Source organism: Micromonospora sp. NPDC005203, assembly GCF_042872705.1.
In the GTDB taxonomy this organism is placed as follows: Bacteria; Actinomycetota; Actinomycetes; order Mycobacteriales; family Micromonosporaceae; genus Micromonospora.
Map to the genome: position 1 here is coordinate 30,243 of NZ_JBIAKV010000008.1, position 16,263 is coordinate 46,505.

General features: G+C 71.5%; 14 protein-coding genes and 1 pseudogene. 10 read left to right on the forward strand and 5 right to left on the reverse strand.

Annotated features, from left to right (window positions below; genetic code table 11):
- Positions 1–219: 219 nt before the first annotated feature.
- Genes ACFYPM_RS18760 through ACFYPM_RS18775 form a run of 4 tightly spaced genes read left to right on the forward strand, consistent with a single transcriptional unit; the run spans position 220 to position 2,819 of the window.
- A complete protein-coding gene (locus ACFYPM_RS18760; protein ID WP_387198152.1) occupies positions 220–633 on the forward strand; it encodes a DUF6069 family protein in 414 nt (137 codons plus the stop codon).
- 37 nt (positions 634–670) lie between these two features.
- The gene (locus tag ACFYPM_RS18765; RefSeq protein ID WP_387198155.1) at positions 671–1,024 is read left to right on the forward strand and encodes a YciI family protein; all 354 of its coding nucleotides are present in this window, start codon (positions 671–673) and stop codon (positions 1,022–1,024) included.
- A gap of 20 nt (positions 1,025–1,044) precedes the next feature.
- On the forward strand, positions 1,045–2,244 hold the full coding sequence (locus ACFYPM_RS18770; RefSeq protein ID WP_387198158.1) for an RNA polymerase sigma factor: 1,200 nt from the start codon (positions 1,045–1,047) through the stop codon (positions 2,242–2,244).
- Positions 2,241–2,819, forward strand: a complete 579-nt coding sequence (locus ACFYPM_RS18775; RefSeq protein ID WP_387198161.1) for a dihydrofolate reductase family protein — start codon at positions 2,241–2,243, stop codon at positions 2,817–2,819. The genes ACFYPM_RS18770 and ACFYPM_RS18775 overlap by 4 nt, the downstream gene beginning before the upstream one ends.
- Before the next feature lie 45 nt (positions 2,820–2,864).
- Here the strand turns inward: ACFYPM_RS18775 and ACFYPM_RS18780 are convergent, their stop codons facing one another.
- On the reverse strand, positions 2,865–4,127 hold the full coding sequence (locus ACFYPM_RS18780) for an MFS transporter (protein WP_387198164.1): 1,263 nt from the start codon (positions 4,125–4,127) through the stop codon (positions 2,865–2,867).
- 73 nt (positions 4,128–4,200) lie between these two features.
- Here ACFYPM_RS18780 and ACFYPM_RS18785 point away from each other — a divergent pair, with 73 nt between their 5' ends.
- Positions 4,201–5,184, forward strand: a complete 984-nt coding sequence (locus ACFYPM_RS18785) for an ArsR/SmtB family transcription factor (protein WP_387198167.1) — start codon at positions 4,201–4,203, stop codon at positions 5,182–5,184.
- 149 nt (positions 5,185–5,333) lie between these two features.
- Positions 5,334–5,903: pseudogene (locus tag ACFYPM_RS18790) on the forward strand (snapalysin family zinc-dependent metalloprotease); the annotation flags it as partial.
- 86 nt (positions 5,904–5,989) lie between these two features.
- Here the strand turns inward: ACFYPM_RS18790 and ACFYPM_RS18795 are convergent.
- Positions 5,990–6,844, reverse strand: coding sequence for a DUF3152 domain-containing protein (locus tag ACFYPM_RS18795; RefSeq protein ID WP_387198170.1), 855 nt, complete (start codon positions 6,842–6,844; stop codon positions 5,990–5,992).
- Positions 6,845–6,978: 134 nt separating this feature from the next.
- On the opposite strand from ACFYPM_RS18795, the gene ACFYPM_RS18800 reads away from it, so the two are divergent.
- Positions 6,979–7,479 (forward strand): SigE family RNA polymerase sigma factor, encoded by a 501-nt coding sequence (locus ACFYPM_RS18800; protein ID WP_357239389.1) that lies wholly within the window; start codon positions 6,979–6,981, stop codon positions 7,477–7,479.
- A complete protein-coding gene (locus ACFYPM_RS18805; protein ID WP_387198173.1) occupies positions 7,476–8,234 on the forward strand; it encodes a hypothetical protein in 759 nt (252 codons plus the stop codon). The genes ACFYPM_RS18800 and ACFYPM_RS18805 overlap by 4 nt, the downstream gene beginning before the upstream one ends.
- A gap of 34 nt (positions 8,235–8,268) precedes the next feature.
- On the opposite strand, the gene ACFYPM_RS18810 is transcribed toward ACFYPM_RS18805, so the two are convergent.
- Positions 8,269–11,040 carry an ATP-binding protein gene (locus ACFYPM_RS18810; RefSeq protein ID WP_387198176.1) on the reverse strand — a complete coding sequence of 924 codons (2,772 nt, stop codon included), beginning with the start codon at positions 11,038–11,040 and terminating at the stop codon, positions 8,269–8,271.
- A 203-nt stretch (positions 11,041–11,243) separates the two neighbouring features.
- Here ACFYPM_RS18810 and ACFYPM_RS18815 point away from each other — a divergent pair, with 203 nt between their 5' ends.
- Entirely contained in the window at positions 11,244–12,692 is a 1,449-nt protein-coding gene (locus tag ACFYPM_RS18815) for a M28 family peptidase (RefSeq protein ID WP_387198179.1), read from the forward strand.
- Between the two features lie 61 nt (positions 12,693–12,753).
- Here ACFYPM_RS18815 and ACFYPM_RS18820 read toward each other — a convergent pair whose 3' ends face one another.
- A complete protein-coding gene (locus ACFYPM_RS18820; RefSeq protein WP_387198182.1) occupies positions 12,754–13,452 on the reverse strand; it encodes an SDR family oxidoreductase in 699 nt (232 codons plus the stop codon).
- A gap of 162 nt (positions 13,453–13,614) precedes the next feature.
- Between ACFYPM_RS18820 and htpG the strand changes: the two genes are divergently transcribed.
- A complete protein-coding gene (gene htpG, locus ACFYPM_RS18825) occupies positions 13,615–15,531 on the forward strand; it encodes a molecular chaperone HtpG (RefSeq protein WP_387198185.1) in 1,917 nt (638 codons plus the stop codon).
- Positions 15,532–15,589: 58 nt separating this feature from the next.
- On the opposite strand, the gene ACFYPM_RS18830 is transcribed toward htpG, so the two are convergent.
- Positions 15,590–16,243: a response regulator gene (locus tag ACFYPM_RS18830; RefSeq protein ID WP_387198188.1), complete on the reverse strand. Its 654-nt coding sequence runs from the start codon at positions 16,241–16,243 to the stop codon at positions 15,590–15,592.
- Positions 16,244–16,263: the final 20 nt, after the last annotated feature.

A 16,263-nucleotide genomic window follows, 5' to 3' on the forward strand; every position in this document is an offset into this window, starting at 1 on the left:
GTACCCCGCCCCCCCCCCCCCCCCCCCCCCCCCCCCCCCCCCCCCCCCCCCCCCCCCCCCGCCGGGGGCGGCCCCCCCCCCCCCCCCCCGAGTGTTCTTACCACCGAGGCAAAAATCTTCGACAAACTGTCGACGTGCTTGTCGATCGGGACCGGTTCAATTCGTAGCCCTGCTGAGAGCCCGCCACCGCGGCGGGCCGCACACCAGCTGGAGGGCGCGATGACCGCCACTGCGAACATGACCCACGCCACCACCTCGACCGTCGGTGCGGTGATCCGGACCGGTCTCGCCGTCACGCTCGCCGCGAGCGCCGCCACCATGGCCCTCGCCGCCGCCGGCCGCGCGGCGGGGATCAGCCTCGACGTGGCCGACGCGCCGATTCCGGTGACCGGCTTCGGTGTGCTGACCGCCGTATTCTCGCTGATCGGGGTGGTCCTCGCCGCGGTGCTGTCCCGTTTCGCCAGGCGCCCCCGGCGCGCGTTCATCCGTACCACGGTGGTGTTGACGGTCCTGTCGCTGGTGCCGGGTGTGATCGTCGACGCGGGGGCGGCCACCAAGGCGCTGCTGATGCTCACTCACCTGGTCGCCGCCGCGATCGTCGTCCCTGCTGTCGCACGCCGCCTGGCCGCCTGACCTGTCCAGCTCACCATCGAACGGTTGGAGGATCGTCATGAAGCACTACCTGCTGTCCGTGCATTTCGTCGAGGGGGAGCCGGACCCGTCCGACGAGGAGATGCAGACCATGTTCCGGGAGACCGATCGGATCAACGACGAGATGCAGGCCGCGGGCGCCTGGGTCTTCGCCGGAGGGCTCCGGTCGCCGGACAGCGCCACCGTCGTGCGGATCGAGAACGGCGCCACCACCATGAGCGACGGGCCGTTCGCCGAGACGAAGGAGCACATCGCCGGCTTCTGGGTCATCAAGTGCGCGGACCTGGACCAGGCGCTGGCCTGGGCCGAGAAGTGCGCGGCGGCCTGCGGCCCGGTCGAGGTGCGCCCCTTCGACGACCTGTCCCAGGCCTGACCGGGAGCCGGCCGGCTGACATGGACCTCGGCAGCATCTACCGCGCGGAGTACGGCCGCTGCGTCGCCACCCTGGCCCGCATCCTCGGCGACATCAACCTCGCCGAGGATGCGGTTCAGGACGCCTTCACCACGGCGCTGCGGAAGTGGCAGACCCCGCCGCCCAACCCGGGCGCCTGGATCGTGACCACCGCCCGCAACCGGGCCGTGGACCGGCTCCGCCGGGAGTCGACCCGCGAGGCGCGGCACGCCCAGGCCCTGCTGCTGCACCACCAGGACGAGCCCCGAGAGGTGGGACCGGTGAAAGACGACCAGCTGCGCCTCATCTTCACCTGCTGCCACCCGGCGCTCGCTCCGGACGCGCGGACCGCCCTCACGCTCCGCCTGCTCGGCGGTCTCGACGTACCCGAGATCGCCCGGGCCTACCTGATCCAGGAGTCGACAGTCGCGCAGCGCATCGTCCGCGCGAAGAAGAAGATCCGGGACGCCGGCATCCCCTACCGAGTGCCCGCCGAACACGAGCTGCCGGACCGACTGCCGTACGTGCTCACCGTGCTCTACCTGATGTTCAACGAGGGCTACGCGTCCACCGCCGGACCGTTGATCAGAACGGACCTGTGCGCCGAGGCGATCCGGCTCACTCGCGAGCTTGCCGCCCTGATGCCCGACGAGCCCGAGGCGCTTGGCCTGCTCGCCCTGCTGCTGCTGACCGAGGCGCGCCGCCCGGCCCGGCTCGACCCGTCCGGCGAGCTGGTGCTGCTGGCCGACCAGGACCGGTCACTGTGGAACCGGGCGCTCATCACCGAGGGGCACGACCTGGTCCGGCGCTGCCTGCGGCGCAACCAGCCCGGCCCGTACCAGATCCAGGCCGCGATCGGCGCGGTCCACACCGACGGCGCGGCCACCGACTGGCCGCAGGTCCTGGCACTGTACGACCAGCTCCTCGCGCTCAGGGCGAGCCCGATCGTCGCGCTCAACCGCGCGGTCGCCGTCGCCGAGGTGCACGGACCGGCGCAGGCCCTCGCCGGGTTGGCAGAGCTCGACCTCCCGGGCTACCACCGGCTGCCGGCCACCCGCGCCGAGCTGCTGGTCCGGCTCGGCCGCGACGGGGAGGCCCGAGCCGCCTACGACCAGGCCATGGCACTGGCCATCAACGAGACCGAGCGGGCCCACCTGCGGGCCCGTCGTACCGCACTCACCCGTGAACGGAGCACCTCATGACCACCACCTACACCGTCGACGTCTTCTCCAGCCTGGACGGCTTCGGCAGCACCAGCGGCAACTGGGGCGGCTACTGGGGCAAACAGGGCCCCGAGCTGCTCGCGCACCGCCTGGCCGTCTACGACGAGGAGCAGCGGATGGTCTTCGGGGCCCACACGTACCAGATGTTCGCGCAGATGCTGGCCGCGAGCACCGAGAAATCCGAGGTACGCGACGCCTGGGTCACCCGGATGAGAAGCCTTCCCGCGACCGTGGTGTCGAACACGCTGGAAGGCCCACTCGACTGGCCGGACGCCACAGTCGTACCCGGTGATGCCGTGGACGTCGTCGCCCGACTCAGGGAGGAGTCCGACGTGCCCCTGCGATCGCACGGGTGTCTGTCGATGAACCGGGCGCTGATGGCCGCTGGTCTGGTCGATTTCGTCCAGGTGACGGTCTTCCCGGTCATCACCGGTCAGACCGGAAGGGATCCGCTCTTCGCGGGAGCCGCCGACTTCGACCTGGAGCTGGTGGAGAGCCGGACACTCGACGGTCGCTCCCAGGAACTCGTCTACCGCCCCACCTTGCACGTCTGAGTCGTCCGGGCATCCTCCCGGTCGCCGGGTGACGGTGGCGGGGAGTCAGTCGATCGTGGCCGGCCGGTCGAGCGTGCGCAGCGGGGAGCAGAAGACCGGAAGCCAGGTCACGGCGTTCGCGACCGCGCCGACCACCAGCGCGGTGTGGACGCTGACGAGCTGTCCGAGCACGCCGGCGAGTAGCGCGCCGATGGTGAGCGCCCCGGTGAGCAGAAACCGGAAGGTGGCGTTCATCCGTCCGAGCAACGCGTCCGGGGTGGCGGCCTGGCGCAGGCTGACCCCGATCACGTTGCCCACTCCCGTCCGCCAGGCCAGCGCCAGCCAACCGACTGCCGCCACCCAGAGCATCGGCCCGCAGTCGACAAGCGTGACCAGGCCGCCGAACGGCGCGGCGAGCAGGCCGGGCAGCCACAGCGCGCGACCGTGACCGATCCGCTCGGCGAGCGGGCGGGCCGTCACCGCGCCGAGCAGGGCACCGATCCCGCCCACGCCGAGGAACAGGCCGAGGGTGGCGGCACCCAGTCCCAGCTCGCGCAGGAACACCACCGGCAGCAGGGTGGTGGACAGTTGCATGGTCAGGTTGATGCTCGCGGTCGAGAGGGCGAGTGGGCGGAGCAGGGAGTTGCCTGTCACGTGCCGGACGCCCGCGCCGAGCTGCTGGGCGAAGCCGCCCGGCATCCGCGGTGCACGTCGGCGTGGTGCTTCGGCACGCGTGGCGGCCAGGATCATCCCGGACACCACGAAGGTCACCGCGTCCAACACGATCGCGACAGGTGCCGTGAGCGCCTGTACGAGCAGCCCACCCAGCCCTCGACCGGCGATCTGCATGGTCGCACTGGTGCTCATCATCAGTGCGTTCGCCGCCACCAACCGGCTCCGGCCGACCAGTTCCGGCAGATAGCTCTGCGCGGCGACGTCGGCGAAGACGGTGCCGACTCCGGTCAGCAGTACCACCAGGTACAGCTGCGGCACGGTCAGCCACCCGGCCCACCATGCCAACGGCACGGATGCCACAAGCGCCGCCCGGGCGAGGTCGGCGGTGACCAGGACCGCGCGGTGTGGCAGCCGGTCGACCCAGACTCCGGCCGGCAGACCGATCAGCAGGAACGCGGCGGTGCTCGACGCACCGAGCAGCCCCACCTGGACCGGGCTTGCCGACAGCAGGGACACCGCCAGGACCGGCACGGCCAACTGGCCGACGTAAAAGCCGATGCCATCGATGAGGGCGGCGGCGTAGAGCAGCCGGAAGGAGCGCGGCCAAGGGCTGGCCTGGCCCTTCGATCCGGTCGTCGTGGAGGCGGTGGTCATGCCGCCCACCGTGTCGGCGGCAGCGTGGCGAACCGATAGATTTGACTCTCGCCGAATCCGCCGGGGGCAGTCCATGATGCTTGTCGGTCTGAACGCGCACGACCTGGCGACGACCCGATTCGCGATCTCACCGCTCTGGGAAGCTGTGGCGAGCGTGCGGATCATCAAGCGGCCGCGCCAGTTTCCGGAGCACCTGGCCTGGTACGAGCGGATCCACCCCCGCCTGGCCGGCGTGCGATGGCAGCTCCTTGCCGACCTGGTGCGGATGCCGACGCCACTCATCCCGACCTTCGTCTGCCCGCCGCCGACCACCTCGCAGCCCACAATCGACCTCGAGTTGGCGTCCCTCGTCGCCACCCCAGCCGAAACGGTTCGGGCCAGCCTCGATGCGTTGCCGGGGCCGCGGTCGTCGCTCCTCGAGGCGCTCTACGCCGACCCGCCGCCGCACCTGACCCGCCTGGCCGAAGCCATCCGGGCGTACACCGACGCGGTCATCGCACCCTACTGGCCCCGGATGCGCACCCTGCTGGAACGGGAAGTGCTGCTCGGCGCGAGGCGCACGGCCACCGACGGCATTCACGGCCTGCTCAATCACCTCGATCCCTCCGTCCGGCTGAAGGACGACACGCTGTCGGTGCAGCACCTCACCTCCCATGGCGCGGTGCGACTCGACGGGCGGGGTCTGCTGCTCGTACCGTCGGTGTTCATCGGCCGCCGGGTGTGGTCGAATTTTGGCTCTCCGGGCCAACCGGTGCTGCGCTTCCCGGCGCGGGCGGTGGCCACACTCTGGGAACGGGAGCGGACACCGCACGGGCGCGCGCTCGCCGGGGTGCTGGGTCGGACCCGGGCGGCGCTGCTGTACGAGCTGGCCGTGCCGACCTCGACGCTGGAACTCGCCGAGCGGTGCCGGCTCACCTCGGGCACCGTGTCCCAGCACCTGGGCGCGCTGCGCGACGCCGGCCTGGTCGGCACCCACCGGGTCGGGCGTTTCGTCCTCTATGCCCGCACCACCGCTGCCGAGGCGCTGATCGCCGCCAACGGTACGACTGTCACCTGAGACCGGTCGCCGAGGCCCGCCAGGGCGCTGGCGCGACTCGGCGGTATGACGCTTCCGCTATGTCGGACATCGACCTTCGCCGTTCTAGCATTCACGAATATCGATGACCGGTGGCCGATGGTCGCCGGACGACCGCAGGGGAGTGCGTGATGTTCCGACGACAAGTGCGACATACGGCGATGGCCATGCTGGTGGCCGTACTGGCGGCAACCGGGGTGCAGCTCGCCACCGGCGCTCCGGCCGCCGCCGTGCGGACCGTCTACTACGACGCGAGCCGGACCGGCGAGTTCCGGACGAACTTCGACCAGGCGGCACAGATGTGGAACAGCCGGGTCAGCAATGTCCGGCTCCTGGCCGGGACCCCGGCCAGCATCACCATCTACGTCGACGACGGCTGGCCGCGGGCGCAGCCGACCGGGCTCGGCTCGGGACGGGTCTGGATGGGCCGCACAGCCGTCAACCAGGGCTACGACCGCAACCGGATCGCCACCCACGAGCTCGGCCACATCCTGGGCCTGCCGGACCGGCGTACCGGGCTCTGCTCCGATCTGATGTCCGGCAGCAGCGCCCCGGTCTCCTGCCGCAACGCGAACCCCAGCTCGGCCGAGGTGAGCCGGGTGAACTCGCTCTTCGCCGGCAGCCTGGTCGCACCGGCCAGCACGACGTACACCTGGAACGGCGTCTCGGACCCGGGGCCGACAGTGGTCGGCAGCCGACCCGTCTGACCAGCGAGGGCACCGAAGCGGGGGCGCGCGCGGGACGCGTCCCCGCTTCTCGCCTGGTGGCGTGAGGCCTGGCCGCGGCCTCACGGCGCCGGGTACGCGCCCTCGCGCCTCGGGATGTCGTCGTCGTACGCCCCGACCGGCCCGCGGTAGCGGTCCGTGCCGGTCGGGTACGGCCAGGCGTTCGCGGTGCAGCCGTGCAGGCCCAACGTCTGCTGCTGCATCACCGGCGCCGCCCGGCCCCGCCGGGGGCACCGCTCGTGACCGAACCCGAGTTTGTGCCCCACCTCGTGATTGACCATGTACTCGCGGTAGGTGGTCAGACTCGCACCGTAGCCGGGCACCCCCTTGACCCAGCGCGCCACGTTGAGCACCACCCGGGCGCCGTTGCGGCAGGAGGTGTAGGCGTCGGGCACGTCCTGGCAGAGCGTGTCGCGGGTGCCGGGGGTCGCCAGGTAGATGGTGAGGTCGGCCGGTTCGCCGGCACCCACCCGGCGCAGCCGCCACGTCCCGCCGGCCGTCCACCCGCGGGGGTCGTTCAGCGTCGCGGAGATGGCCGTCGCGACGTCGCCCACCGGCAGGCCCCGGATATCGCGTTCCACGGCGATCCGGTAGCGCAGCAACCGACCGTCGGTCGCTCCCGTTAGCGTCGCCTCGGCTGGTGCCGTCGTCCAGCGGTTGCCGCCGGTGGCGGGGTAGGTGATGTCGGCGGCCGGCGTGGAACCGGTTGGGACACCGGCGACTCCGGTCGGCCGACCGGCGGCGGTGACCGTGGCCGGCCCGCTGGGCTGCGGCTCAGCGGCGACGGGAGGCTCAGCGGTGACGGGACCGGTGCCCGGTTGCCCTCCGGCCGGCAGCCCGCACCCGGTGAGCAGCGCCACCACCAGCAGTAACGCCGCTGAGGCGGTACGCCACCGGCGGGTAACCTTCGTCGACATGTCTCTCCCTCGCGCGCCGATCGGCGGCGCGGAGGAGAAGACGGGCGACCACTGGGAAAAGTTGCTGTGACGTGGACTCAACCTTTTCCCGGCCTCGCCCGTCCCTAGCGGTGTCGCACGGGGGAGGTTTCGGGGTGGCGCGGGGTGACGCGGAGTTCGTCGAGTTCGCGAAGGCGGCGTCCGCGCGACTGGTGCATGCGGCGTTCCTCATGACCGGCGACCACCACCAGGCCGAGGACGCCGCGCAGACCGCCCTGGTCCGCACCTATGCGTCCTGGTCCCGGGTCCACGACGACGACGCCTACGGCTACGCCCGCCGCACCCTGGTCAACCACCTGGTCGACGGGTGGCGACGACCGATGCGGGAGTATCCGACCGACGAGGTGCCGGAGCAGCGGCGTGACGACGTGGCCGACGACGTGGCCACCCGACGCTGGTTGATCACCATCCTCGGCGCGCTCAGTCCTCGTGAGCGGGCCATCGTCGTGCTGCGCTACTACTTCGACCTTCCAGAGGCGCAGGTCGCTCGGGAACTCGCCGTATCCGTGGGCACGGTCAAGAGCACCAGCTCGCGAGCCCTGGAGAAGCTGCGTACCGCCGCGCCCCACACAGCCGACGAGAGGGCGCGCCGATGAGCGAGCTGGAACGGCTCCGCCAGGCCATGCGGGCGACCGAGCGTCCCGACGCCGTGCTCGATCTGGACAGCGTGCTGCGCCAGGGACGTCGGTTGCGTACCCGTCGGCGCGTCGCGGGAGCCGGGGCGGCGACGCTCGCGACCGGCCTGGCCGCCGTGGTCGTGGTGGCGGTCGGCGCGTCCGGGCCGGGCGATCCGGCGCCGACCGAACACCCGCCGCCGGTCGCCGTCGCTCCACCGTCGGTCGGTGCCTCGCCGTTGGCGCGGAAGTCGCCGGACTCCACGCCACCGCCGACGTCGGGCCGCGACGAGCCGCCACCGAAGCCCCTCGGCCAGTTCGTGGACAGCGGGGTACGGCACGGCGCCGACCGGCGGATCTACTACTTCGTCCCGGTGACCCTGCCCGGTGCGCCCAAGGTGACCATCGGGCTGGCCGCCGGTCGCCAGTCTCCGGACGGCGCACTGACCACGGACATCCTGGTCAACGACGTCGAGGGGTCCGATCGCAGGCCCGGGTTCCACCAGATCGGATATGACGAGAGCTCGTCGACCGCGCCGGCGCCGACCTTCGGTTACTTCGTCGGCCCCGCCCAACGGATCATCGGCACGGTGGACGGCCGGCAGGTCGACGCCCGACTGGCCCGCTGGAGTCTCGACAAACAGGTGATGATCTTCTGGTTCGAGCCGGACCGGTTGACGCCGGGGGAACGGCTCGACGGCATCATCGCCCGCGACGCCACCGGCCGCCGACTCTGACGCGCCGGCCGGTCGGCCGGGTCAACGAGACTGCTCAGGCCGGGTCGGCCAGTCGGCGCTCGATCGTCACCGTCGTCCCCTCGGCGGTGGAGACCAGCCGCACGTCGCCGTAGGCGTTCATCAGCAACGCGCCGCGTCCCCGGTCCATCGCCGGCCGACGGTCCCGCCAGGTGCCGAAGTCCCGCACCGAGATCCGGATCAGCCCGCCGCCGACCTGGAGCCGGACCCGCACCTCCGGACGGCTGGGCCGCTGCGCGTGCTCGACCGCGTTGTTCATCGCCTCGGACGCGGCGAGCAGGAGATCCTCCAACACGTCCGGGTCGACGTCGAGGTCGTCGAGCGTCAGCCGGACGTCGCGACGCATGGCCGCGGCCGAGGTGGGCGCGGACGGGTAGGTCCAGCCGGCATCCAGGGTGTCGCCCAGCCCGCTCGGGTCGGTCGGGCCCTGCGCCAGCCCTGGCGCGTCGAGCCCGGCTGCGACAGTCCGGGGTGGCGCGACGACGGTGACCAGGTCGGGCCGCGTCGGCGCCGCCTCGACAGTCGGTGCGGTGGCGTCGCCGGTCGGGTGGCTGCGGGCCCGCCGGATCCCGGCCCGGACCCGGGCGATCAGCTCAGCCGCGGCGAACGGCTTCACCAGGTAGTCGTCGGCGCCCAGGTTGAGGCCCTCCACGCTGGCCCGCCCGCCGGCCCGGGCGGAGAGCACCAGCACCGGCAGGGACCGGGTCGCCGGGTCCGCGCGGAGCCGCCGGACCAGGTCGAAGCCGTCGAGCACCGGCATCATCACGTCGGTGAGGACCAGGTCGGGCGGTTCGCGGTGGACCTCGTCGAGGGCCTGCCGGCCGTCGGTGACGGCCCGCACCCGCCAGCCCTGCCCGGTGAGCAGCCGGCTGAGGTACGCCCGCATGTCGGCGTTGTCGTCGGCGATGAGGATCCGTGCGCCGGCCAGCTCGTCCACGGCCGGACCGGACACGTTGCCGGGCTCCGTCGGATCGCCGCCCGACTCGGTGAGCCAACCCATCGCCTCCTCGACGGTGGCCCGGGCCGCGTCGCCCCGTCGAGGAGGCGACGGCCCCGTCCCCGGCGTGCGACCCGCCGTCGACCAGGGCAGCGCCACGGTGAACGTGCTGCCGACACCGACGCTGCTCGTCACCCGGATCGCGCCGCCTTCCAGCCGGGCCAGCTCGTACGCCAGGGCCAGGCCGATGCCCGTGCCCTCGTGGCTGCGGGCGCGGGCGCCCCGGACCCGGTGGAAGCGTTCGAAGAGTTTCGGCAGGTCCGCTTCGGCGATCCCGATGCCGGTGTCCGCGACGGTGAGGCGGACCTCCTCGTCGTCGGCTTCCAGGGTTACCCGGATCCGGCCGATGAACGTGTACTTCAAGGCGTTGGACAGCAGGTTCGTGACGATGCGTTCCCAGTTGACCGGGTCGACGGTGACCGGCCGGGGCAGCGGCGGGCAGACCACCTCGAGCGTGAGCCCGGCCCGCTCGACGGCGGCCCGGAACACGCCGGCCAGCTCGGCGGTCAGCGCCGACAGGTCGACCACGCGGGCGTCGCTGCGGGCCCGCCCGGCCTCCAGGCTGGAGAAGGTGAGCAGACTGTTGACGAGCGTCAACAGTCGGGTGGCGTTACGCCAGGAGGTTTCCACCCGCTCCCGTTGCACCACGGGCAACGGCGCGGCGGCGTCGGTGAGGGCGTCGGCGAGCGGGCCGAGGATCAGGGTCAGGGGAGTGCGGAACTCGTGGCTGACGTTGGCGAAGAAGTCGGTCTTCACCCGGTCCAGTTCGGCGAGCGCCTCGACCCGGCGTCGCTCCTGCTCGTACTCCTGGGCGTTGCGCAGCGCCACGGCGATCTGCTGGGCCAGGAGTTGGTAGAAGGACCGGTACGCCTCGTCCAGCCCTCGGCTGGGGCTGACCCCGGCCAGCAGGACGCCGAGCGGCTGATCCTCGCCGCCCGAGGGCAGCGGCAGTGCCAGCGCGGTCCGGACCGGGTCGCCCCACGGGCCGCCGGGCAGGGGCAGCCGGTCGGCGACGTCGGGCACCACGGTCGGTCGGCCCTGCGCGGCGTCCGCCAGCCCCCAGGCGTTCGCGGCCGGGTCGGGTTCGGCCAGCTCGACGGTGTCCGGTAGTGCTCGCGCGTACCCCTGGTCGCCGCCGGTGCAGGCGACGCGCCGCAGGATCGTGCCGTCGCGCAGGTAGATGGCGGTGAACGGCACGTCCAGCGGGTGGCCCTGGATCGCGTCGGTCAGCCGGGCGCTGGTGGCGTGCGCGTCGACGGTGCGTCCGTCGCCGAGAACGGACAGGTCGCGCAGCAGCCGCAGCCGGCGTTCGCCGACCACCTGCTCGGTGACCTCGCTGCACACGGTGAGGACGCCGACGGTGCGGCCGTCGTCGTCGCGGACCGGGGCGTGCGAGACGCTGAAGTACGCCTCCTCGCGGTAGCCGGCCCGCTCCAGCAGCAGCCGCAGGGCGGGGACCCAACTGGCGACTCCGGTGGCCGTGGCCCGGTCGATGAGCGGGGCGAGGACGTCCCAGCCCTCGGCGAGGGTCACCCGGACGTCGTCGCCGAGCGCGGCCGGGTGTTTGTCGCCGATCAGCCTGGAGTACGCGTCGTTGTAGAGCTGGGAGAAGTCCTCTCCCCAGAGCAGCAGCATGGGGTACCGGGACGAGAGCACCGTCCGGACCGCGGCGCGCAGGCTCTGCGGCCATCCGGTCACCGGGCCGAGTGGGGTGCGGGTCCAGTTCAGCTCCGCCATCAACCGGCCGGTGTCACCACCGCCGCTGAACAGGTCGGTGTCGGGTCCTGTCACGCTTGATCCGGCCCCATCGCAAGCCCCCGTTCCGGGCCCGACGACCCCTGCTGGCGTTACCTACCCATCCTGGCACCTCTACTCACCTGTGCCGACGCCGGTACCTACCGTCGAAGCGGTGGCGGTTCGACACGAACGACCGATGCTTGCGACATCGACATCTGTAAGTGTCTTGGGTATCTCTCCAACCCCGAGGAGCCCCCATGAGAGGCAGAACGCTGAGCGCGGGTGTCGCGCTCGCCGTGTTCGCCGGGATGACGGTGACGCTGGCCACCCAGCCGGCGACCGCGTCACCTTCGACCGCGACAGTGACCCGGCCGATCGCCGCGGCCGCCGCCGCGTTGGCCGCACCGGACATCTCCGTCAGCAACGTCCAGGCGCACCTGACCCAGTTCAACGCCATCGCCACCAGCAACGGCGGCAACCGACGGGCCGGCTCGGCCGGTTACACCGCCTCGCTCAGCTACGTCAAGACCAGGCTCCAGTCGGCCGGCTACACCGTCAGCGAGCAGTACTGCTCCAGCTGCCGGTACCCCTCGAACAACCTGATCGCGGAGTGGCCCGGCGGCCCGGCCGACCAGGTGGTCATGTTCGGCGCGCACCTGGACGGCGTCTCGGCCGGCCCGGGCATCAACGACAACGCCACCGGCTCGGCGACCCTGCTGGAGAACGCGCTGGTTCTGGCCGCGCAGAACCCGACCATGACCAAGCGGGTCCGGTTCGCCTGGTGGACCGACGAGGAGCAGGGACTCAACGGCTCCCGGTTCTACGTCAACTCGCTCAGCGCCACCCAGCGCGGCTACCTCAAGGGCTACTACAACTTCGACATGGTCGGCTCGGTCAACGGCGGCTACTTCATCAACCGGGTCAGCTCGACCACAGCGGCGCCGCTGAAGGCGTACTGGGACTCGTTGGGCCTTCAGCCGGAGGAGAACGTCGAGGGTCAGGGCCGCTCCGACGACTACTACTTCCAGCAGGCCGGCATCCCCACCTCGGGTTACGCCGCCGGCGCCAGCGCCCGCAAGACCAGCGCCCAGGCGGCCAAGTGGGGCGGCACCGCCAACTCCGCGTACGACCCCTGCTACCACCGGTCCTGCGACACCACCGCGAACGTCAGCGCCACCGTGCTGAACCGGGCGGCCGACGGTGTCGCGTACGCGCTGTGGCAGCTCGCCGTGAGCGGCGGCACCCCGACCTGCACCGGCGGTCAGGTGGTCGGCAATGGTGGCTTCGAGAACGGCAGCTCGCCGTGGACCGCGTCGTCCGGCGTGATCACCAACGCCAGCGGCCAGCCGGCCCGGACCGGGTCGTACAAGGCGTGGCTCAACGGGTACGGCAGCACCCGCACGGAGAGCCTGTACCAGTCGGTGACCCTGCCGGCCGGCTGCGCCACGTACACGCTGTCGTTCTGGCTGCACATCGACACCGCCGAGACCACCGGCTCCACGGCGTACGACCGGCTCGCCGTGCAGGTGGGTTCGACAACGCTGGCGACGTACTCGAATCTCAACGCCGCGACCGGTTACGTGCAGCGAAGCCTCAACGTGGCCGGGTTCGCCGGGCAGACGGTGACGCTGCGGTTCACCGGCACCGAGGACTCGTCGTTGCAGACCACGTTCGTGATCGACGACGTGACGTTGCAGGCGGGCTGACCGCGTACCCGAGAGAAGGCCGCCACCGGTCGTTTCCGGTGGCGGCCCGTCGCGTCGTGGGTCAGGGGAGCTGCGGGTAGAGCGCGGCGACGCCGCCGGCCAGCCCGGCCTGCACCTGGCGGCTGAGGTCGTCGGCGAGGATCTCGTACGAGTCGGCCTCGATGCCGTCCACGCCGATCCGGGCGACTGCCGCCGGATCGGACTTCGGGCCGGTGATGTCCGCGGCCATGTCGGTGTCCAGGTAGCCGACGTGCAGGCCGGCGACCCGGACGCCCCGCTCGGCCAGTTGGACGCGCAGCACGTTTGTCATCGCCCACTCGGCGGACTTTGCGGCGCTGTAGGCCGCGTGGGTCGGGGAGCCGAACCAGGACAGCACGGAGAGCACGTTCAGGACCGTTCCGCCGCCGTTGCCGGCGATGACCGGCGCGAACGCCCGGATCGTCGACAGGGTGCCGAGGTAGTGGGTCTCCAACTCCAGCCGGACGAGGTTCAGGTCGCCGTCGAGGAGGTCGGTCCGGGTGTCGATGCCGGCGTTGTTGATCAGCAGGTTCACGCCGCCGGCCAGCTCGGCGGCGGCGGCCACCGAGGCGGGATCGGTGATGTCGAGGCGCACCGGCGTCACGCCGGGCAGGTCGACGCTGTCGGGGTTGCGGGCGCCGGCGTAGACGGTGGCGCCCCGGGCGAGGAGTTCGGCGGCCAGGTGTCGGCCGAGGCCACGGTTGGCGCCGGTGACGAGGGCGGTGCTTCCTGCGATCTTCATGGTGGTGACGCTATCCCACCTGACTTCTGTGTGCCAAAGTCAGCGATGTCACGACGATGGTTCGTCCCGATCGGGAATACGACCGGGATGCGGTCAGCACGCGCCCGGTGATGGCTCGTATCCTTTCCGCGAACCTGCGCACGAGCCGAGAAGGGAGACGGTGTGAGCAATCAGGCCGAGACGTTGGAGTTCCAAGCCGAGGCGCGTCAGCTGCTTCAGTTGGTGGTCCACTCGATCTACTCGAACAAGGACGTCTTCCTGCGGGAACTCATCTCGAACGCGTCCGACGCGCTGGACAAGCTGAGGCTGGCCACGCTCGTCGACAAGGACCTCGTCGCCGACACCGACGACCTGCACGTCGCCCTGGAGATCGACCGGGACGCCCGTACCCTCACCGTGCGGGACAACGGCATCGGGATGACCCGCGACGAGGTGGTCGCGCTGATCGGCACCATCGCCAAGTCCGGCACCGCCGAGCTGCTGCGCCAGCTGCGCGAGTCCGCCGACGCCCACGCCAAGCAGGACCTCATCGGCCAGTTCGGCGTCGGCTTCTATGCCGCGTTCATGGTCGCCGACCGGGTCACCCTGCTGACCCGCAAGGCCGGCGAGACCGGCGGCACCCGCTGGGAGTCCACCGGCGAGGGCACCTACTCGATCGAGGGAGTCGACGAGGCGCCGCAGGGCACCACGGTGACCCTGCACCTCAAGCCGGTCGACACCGAGGACAACCTGCACGACTACACCGCCGAGTGGACGATCCGGGAGATCGTCAAGCGCTACTCCGACTTCATCGCCTGGCCGATCCGGATGCGCGTCGAGCGCCCCGGCGGCGACGGTGAGGCCGCCACCAGCGAGGAGCAGACGCTCAACTCGATGAAGGCGCTCTGGGCGCGGCCCCGCGACGAGGTCGACGCCGCCGAGTACAACGAGTTCTACAAGCACGTCAGCCACGACTGGGCCGACCCGCTCGAGGTCGTGCACATGAAGGGCGAGGGCACCTTCGAGTACGAGGCGCTGCTGTTCCTGCCCAGCCACGCACCGCTCGACCTGTTCTCCCCGCAGGGCCGCCGGGGCGTCCAGCTCTACGTCAAGCGCGTGTTCATCATGGACGACTGCGAGGCGTTGATCCCCACCTACCTGCGCTTCGTCAAGGGTGTGGTCGACGCGCACGACCTGTCGCTGAACATCTCCCGGGAGATCCTGCAGCAGGACCGGCAGATCCAGATCGTCCGTCGCCGCCTGGTCAAGAAGATCCTCTCCACGGTCAAGGACCTGAAGGCCAACCACGCCGAGCGCTACCGCACCTTCTGGACCGAGTTCGGCGCGGTGGTCAAGGAAGGGCTGATCGACGACACCGACAACCGGGACACGCTGCTGGACATCCTGTCGGTGGCCTCCACCCACGACCCGGCCGAGCCCACCGACCTGGCCGGCTACGTGTCGCGGATGAGAGACGGCCAGAGCGACATCTGGTACGCCACCGGCGAGTCGCGGGCCGCCATCGAGAACTCCCCGCACCTGGAGGCGTTCCGGGCCAAGGGCCACGAGGTGCTGCTGCTCACCGACCAGGTCGACGAGGTGTGGGTCGAGCGGGTCGGCACGTACGACGGCCGGACGCTGCGCTCGATCGCCAAGGGCGAGATCGACCTGGACACCGACGAGGAGAAGCAGCAGGCCGAGGCCGAGCGCGAGCAGCAGCGACAGGAGTTCGCCGCACTGCTCGACTGGCTGGGCACCACCCTGACCGACAGTGTCCGGGAGGTCCGCCTGTCGTCCCGGCTGACTACCTCACCGGCCTGCGTCGTCGGCGACGCCCACGACCTCACCCCGACCCTGGAGAAGATGTACCGGGCGATGGGGCACGAGATCCCGGCGACCAAGCGGATCCTGGAGATCAACCCTGGCCATCCGCTCGTCTCCGGGCTGCGCAAGGCACACGAGCAGGGCACCGATTCCGCCGCCCTGACCGAGACCGCCGAGCTGCTCTACGGCCTGGCGGTGCTCGCCGAGGGCGGCGAGCTGACCGACCCGGCCCGCTTCACCCGGACGCTCGCCGACCGGCTGGCGCGCACCCTGTAAGCCTTCCACCCCTCCGGCCGGCGGGCCTCCCGCACAGCGGACCCGCCGGCCGGTCACGTCAGTGGCCGGGAATGACCAGGCCGGACTCGTAGGCGACCATCACCGCCTGGGCGCGGTCACGCAGGTTCAGTTTGGCGAACAGGTTGCCGACGTGCGTCTTCACCGTGTGCTCGCTCAGGTGGTGGTGAGCGGCGATCTCGGCGTTGGACAGGCCGGCCGCGATCAGGCGCAGGACGTCCGTCTCGCGTGCTGTCAGGGCGGTCACCGCCGCCGCCCGAGCCGGATCCGGGTGACCGCGCCGGTGCAGTTCGCCGATCACCCGAGCGGTGACGCCGGGGGCGAGCAACGCCTCGCCGGCGGCGACCACGCGGACCGCGTTCACCAGCTCGGCTCGGGGAGCGTCCTTCAGCAGGAAGCCGCTGGCGCCGGCCCGCAGCGCCGCGTACAGGTAGTCGTCGGTGTCGAACATGGTCAGGGCGAGGACCCGGCTCGGCGTACGGGCGCAGACCTGGCGGGTCGCGGCGACGCCGTCGAGAACGGGCATCCGCATGTCCATCAGGACGACGTCGGGTCGGTGGTCGAGGGCGGCACGCACGGCGCCCGCACCGTCGGCGGCCTCGGCGACCACCTCGATGTCCGGCTCGGCCCCGAGGATCGTCGCGAACCCGCCGCGGAACAGGTCCTGGTCGTCGGCGAGCACGACACGCAGCATCAGCACCACCCCGGCGTCGG